The 7,122-nt window shown below is 65.1% G+C and carries 8 protein-coding genes; all 8 read right to left on the bottom strand.

From position 1 onward, the window contains the following. A partial coding sequence (locus AVMA1855_RS26340; protein ID WP_284427987.1) for a hypothetical protein occupies positions 1–208 on the bottom strand: 208 nt, incomplete at its 3' end. Beyond that, positions 205–2,181 carry a hypothetical protein gene (locus AVMA1855_RS26335; RefSeq protein WP_284427986.1) on the bottom strand — a complete coding sequence of 659 codons (1,977 nt, stop codon included), beginning with the start codon at positions 2,179–2,181 and terminating at the stop codon, positions 205–207. The genes AVMA1855_RS26340 and AVMA1855_RS26335, both read right to left, overlap by 4 nt. Then, entirely contained in the window at positions 2,178–2,795 is a 618-nt protein-coding gene (locus AVMA1855_RS26330; protein ID WP_284427985.1) for a hypothetical protein, read from the bottom strand. The genes AVMA1855_RS26335 and AVMA1855_RS26330 overlap by 4 nt, the downstream gene beginning before the upstream one ends. Before the next feature lie 12 nt (positions 2,796–2,807). Next, positions 2,808–3,413, bottom strand: a complete 606-nt coding sequence (locus AVMA1855_RS26325; protein ID WP_284427984.1) for an STY4526/YPO1902 family pathogenicity island replication protein — start codon at positions 3,411–3,413, stop codon at positions 2,808–2,810. A gap of 3 nt (positions 3,414–3,416) precedes the next feature. After that, positions 3,417–3,662: a hypothetical protein gene (locus tag AVMA1855_RS26320; RefSeq protein ID WP_284427983.1), complete on the bottom strand. Its 246-nt coding sequence runs from the start codon at positions 3,660–3,662 to the stop codon at positions 3,417–3,419. After that, positions 3,662–4,114 (bottom strand): hypothetical protein, encoded by a 453-nt coding sequence (locus AVMA1855_RS26315; protein ID WP_284427982.1) that lies wholly within the window; start codon positions 4,112–4,114, stop codon positions 3,662–3,664. The genes AVMA1855_RS26320 and AVMA1855_RS26315 overlap by 1 nt, the downstream gene beginning before the upstream one ends. Before the next feature lie 78 nt (positions 4,115–4,192). Beyond that, positions 4,193–6,004: a ParB family protein gene (locus tag AVMA1855_RS26310; RefSeq protein ID WP_284427981.1), complete on the bottom strand. Its 1,812-nt coding sequence runs from the start codon at positions 6,002–6,004 to the stop codon at positions 4,193–4,195. A gap of 21 nt (positions 6,005–6,025) precedes the next feature. Next, the gene (locus AVMA1855_RS26305) at positions 6,026–6,976 is read right to left on the bottom strand and encodes a ParA family protein (protein ID WP_284427980.1); all 951 of its coding nucleotides are present in this window, start codon (positions 6,974–6,976) and stop codon (positions 6,026–6,028) included. Positions 6,977–7,122 lie beyond the last annotated feature (146 nt).

Genomic DNA, 7,122 nt, shown 5'->3' with positions numbered 1-7,122 from the left:
ACAAAACGTCTAAATTGGTACGGCGTACCAGATTAGACAAAACGTCTAAATTGGTACGGCGTACCAGATTAGACAAAACGTCTAAATTGGTACGGCGTACCAGATTAGACAAAACGTCTAAATTGGTACGGCGTACCAGATTAGACAAAACGTCTAAATTGGTCGCGCCGTACTCTGCCCCATCCTGATTGCAGTTCCAACGGCTCATCGTGACCCAGCCTTTCCCCGCCGGATGCCGGTCGTTCCAGCCTTCTGCCGAAGCTCCTGGCGCAGCTTGTCCAGCTTGGCCCGTGCGGACAGCGCGGTGTCCGAGTCGTTGCGGTGCGGCTCGGACGCGGCAGCCTGTTGCGCCTCGGTGCATTCCCTGGCCGAACGGGCTTCCTGCTTTGCCGTGCGCTCGCGCTCGACCTCGCGTCGAGCGGCGACCCGATCGGCCATGGTCAGCACCAGCGTGCCCTTTTCGTGGTGCCGCACCAGGGCGTGCAGCCAAGCGGGCGGGTTGTGGATCGCCTTGTTGCTGGCCAGATGCCCTTGCAACTCGTCAAGCAGCTGCTGGCGGATGGCCTGCGGCGCCGTGGCCAGGACTTTGTTCACCCCGACGTGCCATTCCGCCTCCAGCCGGTCTGGCATGACCAGCGGTCCAGGTCTGGGTGCCGGCTGCGGTGCGCTCTCGTTGGCGAGTTCTGCCGGTGGCCCCGATGCCTCTTGCTGTTGGACAACGGGTTCCTGCTGCACTGGTGCTGGCGCAGCGGTCTCTTCGCGGCTGTCCGGGGAAGGCTCAACGTTCCGACCACGACCACACTCCGCCTCCTGGTGTACCGCTGAGTTGTCCACAGGGCGAGGCTGCCCAGGGTCGCGCGTAAGAGGAGTTGGAGGTTTATTGAATACCCTATTTATATGGTTTCGACAAAACGGCAATTTAGTTTCGACGTTTGGGCATTCAAGTTTCGACGTTTCGGCATTTGTCGATTCAAGTTTCGACAAAAGGGCAAACGATTGACACTCGGGCGTGTCAGAACGTGGCGTGGATGCGGATGGGATCGCGTCCTGTCCTGTGGAATTCTGCACGCCTTGGCGGATCGACGGACTTGACGCCCGGGGCGCGAACATGCTCATGACTTGGGAGACTGGCGCGCCGCTGGCCGCGCGGCTCTCGGACTGCGTGCCGATCGCACCGTGCACTGGCCGTGCCACCATGGGACCGAACAGCGGGAGCTGCTTTGCCGCGGGCTTGCCGGGCGAGGCCAGCCAGCGCCGCAATGGCTCGGCCGGGATCTCCGACACCTGGCGCACGGGTTGTGCGATCGGGGCGACCGACGTGGGCTTCGGCACGGACGGGACCGTGGCCGGAGCCGGCACGAGATGCATCGCCTGCTGCGGCTTCCTGCCCCGGGAGGGCAGCAGCTTTTGCTCCTGGCCCTGCAGGCAGGCCATGATCGCGCCCAGGTTGAGCCGGACCGTGGTGGAGTATTCATGGACGAGACCGGCCCGCTTGAGCCGCTCGCGCGCATTGCGCTGTGTCTTGGGCCCAAGGCACAGCGCAATGCGGATGTCCTCTTGGGAGACGCGGAAGTACCCGTCGCCCTGGGGGCCTCGGCATGATGCCCGGGCCACCAGCGCGCGGCGCTGCTGCTGCAGAAGATAGGACAGGTACAGGCCACCGGCCACGCTGCCCGTGAGATCGGACAGCGGCCGGTAGAAACTCACGCACTGGCCGAACCAGGGTGCGAGCGCCTCCCAGCCCAGCGGCGAGCCAGGCTTGGAAACGATCTGCTCCTGCGGCAGGTTGGCCCACGCGGCCAGTCGTTGCAGGTTGACCTTGAAGTGCAGCCGTGCGGGCTTGCCCGCCAGATGCTCGGAGAGCAGTTGCTCGCGCACCAGCAGTTCGCGCACCGTCGTCTGCTCGCGCGTCGTCAGGCCGGTGGCCTGCTGCCACTGCTTGGCGGTGAGGAAGAACCATCCACCGCGGTGCGCACCGGTCTTGGCCAGGTGCCGTGTCCAATACAGCGCGTGACCGAGGAACACCGCCGCCTTGAAGTTGTCCAGCCGCTCGGCCAGTGCCGGGTGAAACTGGATGAACCCCTGGGCCGCGAGCAGGCGCAGCGCCTCGTCCGGCGCTATAGAGCCGTGGGACGAGGGCTGCTCTGGGGCGGATTCGATCCGCCGAAGGCCGGTGATCACTTTGCGATTTGCCGCACTGTCGGAAGCGCGGGGAAACCAGAATCCATTGCCGCATCCTGCGGCTGCAACAAGTGGAGCATCTGCGCGAGCGGCTCGGCCTGCTCGATCAGGGCCCGGGCAATGACATCCAGGTGCAGGGAGTAGACGATGGGCTTGCGCTGTCCGGACTGCTCCGAGATCAGGCCGGCTGCGATCAGCTGCCGGCGGCAGGTTTCCTGCTGCCCGCGGCTGATGCCGGTTTCCTGCTCGCATTCCTGGGCCGACATGGCGAACACGAAGGTGTCGCCCTGGAAGCTCTCCCGTGGCGCATGGACCATGCGCGCCATGGCGCTGGACAGCCACAGCGCCGGCACCACGCCACCGGCGATGTCCACGTAGGCCCGGTGAAACGAGATGGGGGCCTGCCCGAGCCAGTCGAGCAGGACCGCCTGGCCGAGCAGCGCACCGTGCAGATCGTTGGCCGCGGTCGGGCTGGGCGTCAGGCTCTGCATGGATGTCTGTTCCATGGATGAGGGGGCCGTGGGCGCGATCGCCACGTCCACTGCCGAGCTGGTTGCCCGGCGCGCGCGCCGCTCATGCCGGTTGGAGAGGTGGGTGACTTTGTTCGCGCCCATGGGTGTGTCCTTTCAGAGAGAGCCGAAGTTGCTGCTGGGAGCACCGACCGATCCACCGACCGTGGCCACGGCCTCGTCGAACTCGGTCACGGTGGCGTGCAGGGCCTGGATGCGCAGGTCCGGAAAGCGCTGGTGCAGCGCGTAGATGCGCTCGCGCAGCGTGGGGTGCTCGCCCGAGCGCTCCATGTCGTGCCAGACCCGGTGAATCTCGTCGCGCAGCCGCTCGCTGGGCATCGAGGGCCGGCCGCTGGGCACGCCATCGGGAACCAGCAGTTCCCGCAGATCGCGGAATTCATCGGCCGTCAACTTGAAGAACTGGCAGACCATCTGGCGCGAGGCGCCGTGGCGGATGAAGTATTCGCGCAGATGCGCGTCTCGGCGCTGCCAGTCCAGGCGCTGCAGGCAGGCGGCGATCGCGCGCTGCGGCAGCGCGACGCGGATGTCCAGCTCGGTCTGCGCGATGTTGATCAGGTCGCGTGCGGGCCGGTGGCGCAGACTGTCCAGGAACTCGGGCGTGAAGCCCGCGGTCAACAAGGCATCGAAGCCACCCTGGTCCATGTGTTCCACGAGGTGCTCCAGCAGCATGCGCTTGAGCATGGGGTTGGTGATGGCCAACATAGGTCAGCAGTTCCCGTTCGATTGAGGAGCACTGCGCCAGGCCATGCGCGCGACCTGTTCCAGGCGATCGGCCTCTTGCTTGGCGTCCACGGCAACCTGGTTCAGGCGCTCGAATTGCGAGTTGTCCCAGCTCTCGCACTGGAAGACACGATCGGCAGCGATGCGCCACCTTGCCAGCGCCTCCTGCCAAGCAGCGTGCTCGACGGGCACCGTATGCGGCGCATCGATGAGGAAGAATTCGACCGCCATCAGAGCGTCCCTCCTGGGGTGACCGCATCCGGCATCGCGCAGACGATGCGATTCATGTCTGCACCCCGGGTCAAAGCGCACTCCACGGCCTGTTCCAGCGTCGGGAACGATCCCCAATTGGTGGAGCGGTCCCATGCGCCGCCATCCAGGCACCGCACGTCGTACCGGGTGCCCGAGGGCCAGGCGTCGAGCCACTTCGCGCGGTTCTCGCGCCAGTGGGCCCGGCCTGCGGCGGCGTATTCGTCCGTTCGCTGGGCGTAGAACGCATCCATCGCTTCGATGGTCTCGGTGCGGATGAAAGGCAAGTACCACCACTTGCCATGCGAGGGCGGACGCGCATCGTTGGGCGTGTCGTCGAACCCCTCGGGCATCCGGGGATCGATGGGGATGCCGTGGGCGAGGCCCTCGGCGATGAATTCGGTTCCGTCGCGATGGACGAACGTGGCGGGCATGTGACCTCTCCTTTTGCTTCGATTTCTTGCAGTGCCGCGTTTTGTGGATCTGACCTGGGGTGTCTCAGGCCGGGTGCATCAAAAGAGCGGCTCCCACCCGGGCAGGAATCGCTCGGGGTGGTTGAGCCGGATGCGCTCCATCACGGCCATGAGCCGGGTGAGCGAGAAGCCCACGTCGGGCGCGGCCAGGACCTGGTAGAGGTCCGGCAGCGCGATGGCGGGCTGACCATCGAGGGACTGCACCTGCACGGTCGCGGCCTCCAGGCACGCTTCCTCGAAGCCCTGGGGACCCTTGGCCACGGCCTGCGTCCAGCGCGATGCGTCCACGTCGGTGATCGTGGCGGTGATGCGCCGGTCGTACTGGCCCGACAGGGCGGCAAGCACCTTCCAGAGCGCTGCGCGCAGCACCACCTGCGCCTCGGGCAGGGCTTGGCCACTGGCATGGGCGATGTCCTGCTCGGGCAGATCGGCCAGGTAGCCGAAGGGCATGCTCTGGGCGTGGCACAGGATGTCGTGCAGCGGCACGACGTCGTTGAGATTGCTCAGGTGCTCCAGCACCAGGCCCTGCAGGTTGGCATTGGGGGATTCGGCCATCAGCAGGGACGAATCGGGGAGCGGCGCAGGGAGATCGGGGGCATAGGCCGGCGCGGAGGGCTGTGTGGCAGGCCGAGCCGGCGCCGAGCTGGGGGCCGGTGCACGGGCCGCAGGCACGGGGGCCAGCATGCCGGCCAGCGGCGTCTGGTGCGGGGTGGGCATCGGCACCGGCGCGGTCGCAGGCGGTGCGACCTTGACCTGCCGCAGCGTCTCGGCAGAGATGCGGGCATCGCTCTCCAGGGCGGAGATCATCGCGGGCACGGTCTGCGCATCCACCTTGAGTACGGCAGCCACGGTGTCGTGCAAGTCCTGCACCAACAACGGAACGTCCAGCGTGGGCGGTGTCACCTTCTCGCTGCCTGCCTGTTGTTGGGCGATCTTTGCCGCCTCCTGCGCAGCTATCGAGTTAGCGTGGCGATGCAGCGCCGCCTGGATGGCTTGCTGTACTTCCACGCGCCGGTCCAGCCGATCGCCGAGTTGGTGCAGGGCTCCGACCAGGGGCCGAATCACCGTGTTGACTTCCGTGGCGCGCAGCCAAGGCCCGATCGGTGACAGGAACTCCACGGCGAACGCGAAGTTTTGCAATACCTTGGCACCGAAGCTCAATCCCATCGTCTTGAGTTCGTTGTTCAACTCACTCGCCGTGAGTGCCTTGCCTCGTTCCTTCTCCAACTCGCCCTTGAAGGTGTTTACGCCCTGCGCGTTCTCCCAGAACGAGATGTCGCCCCGCATCTTGTTCTCGGCCAGGTGCGCGGCGATGGTGCGGGCATGGCCCGCCCAGGCCTTGACGATGACGTGCAGCCGCGCGAAGCGCGGGTCGCCGGCCTTGAACAATTCCTTGGCGATCATCAGGCGCGTGTTACCGCCCCCGTAGGTCGTGTATCGCTCCTGGCCCGGCCTGCGGGTCACCGTGATCGCATTGGTGATGCCATCGGCCTGGATGCTCGCCTTGATCTCGTCATACAGCGGATTGGGCTGCGTGCGCGGGTTGTACTCGTAGGGCTCCACGTCGTCCACGGACAGCAGCGAGAACGACATGTCCATGTCGGACCTCGGGTCCAGGCCCTCGGTGGCGTTGCGCAAGGGCGGAAGCGCGAGCGCCGCCCTCGCCTGCTCGCGGTATTTCTCGTTCCTGTCCGGCTTGGCAGCTGCTTTGGCGGCGGCGGTGGGGGCAGGCTTGGTTTCGGTGCTCATGGTGGCGTCCTGTGTTGTGGAGGGGCCGGCATCATGACCGCTCAGGCGCAGGCGCTCGGCCCGCTGCGCCGCCGTCAGCGTTTCGGGGGTGTGCGAAGGCATGGGGTTTCACCACCGTCCTTCTCACGCCGATGCCGTGCTGCCGGCAGGACCGGCTTCCTCCTTGGGCTCCGGCTCGGCCGGAGACTCATGTGCTGGCCGGATGGCCTGCACGATCTCGCCCCGGTGGTTGGGGGCGTACTTGTTGATGAGCGAGGGGATCAATTCCCACAGCAGCGCATGCATCACGTCGCCCGCCTTGATGGGGTCGATCCAGTGCACGGGCACTTGTGCCGTCGCCGCTTTCTTGTAGGCGACCGTGCTGGGCACGGTGGTGGAGAGGACGGACACGCGCCCGCGCATCTCCAGGAACTGGTTTCGGATGAGGCCCGACATGGCGTCCGAATCCACGGTGCGCTCCACGCGGTTGATGATGGCCTTCATGGCCGGAACGGTGAACCCCATGTTCACCGAGGACTCCAGGCGCTCCATGAGTTTGAGCGTGCCGTCCACGAATTCGCGCGCCGACACGATGTCGGGCGAGGCGGGGGCGATCAGGATGTCGGCTGCGTTGACAGCGGCATCCTGCAGATGGCCCACCGCGCCTTGCGTGTCGATGATCACCACGTCATAGTCGCGCTGCACGTCGACGCTGGCGAGCGACATGCGGATTCGCACGAGGCGATCAAGGCGGTTGGACAGCCAGTCCTGCAGCCGTCCGTCGCGTGTATCGGAGGCGACCAGGTGCATGAAACCACCCTGCACATTCAAGCGAGAATGGTCTCCCGGAAAATCCTCCGGAGGCAATTCGATATGGCTCACGCAATCGGCAGACAAAATGCCGCCCATTACCATGTTGGTCAGGCCGTTATCGGCCGTATGGGACAGCTTGAAATACCGGGTGAGCGATGGCTGAACGTCTGCATCGACCAGAAGGACGCGGTAGCCGAGATCGGCGAGCAGCCCTCCCAGGTTGGCCGAGAGGGTGGTTTTGCCTACGCCGCCCTTGGTGGCGACGACGGTGAGTGTGAGCATGGAATCCTCGCTGAATCAGGTTATGTACCTGATCCAGCGCGGAGGGGTCGGCGCAATATTTCTATCTTTTTATATTCTAAAAATAATCAAATTTGATTATTTTTCACCCTCAAAAGAGGTGCTTGAGAATATACATCGTATCTAGT

It is taken from the genome of Acidovorax sp. SUPP1855 (assembly GCF_030158955.1).
Lineage (GTDB): Bacteria > Pseudomonadota > Gammaproteobacteria > Burkholderiales > Burkholderiaceae_C > Paracidovorax.
This window is presented reverse-complemented; position numbering and strand designations above follow the sequence as displayed.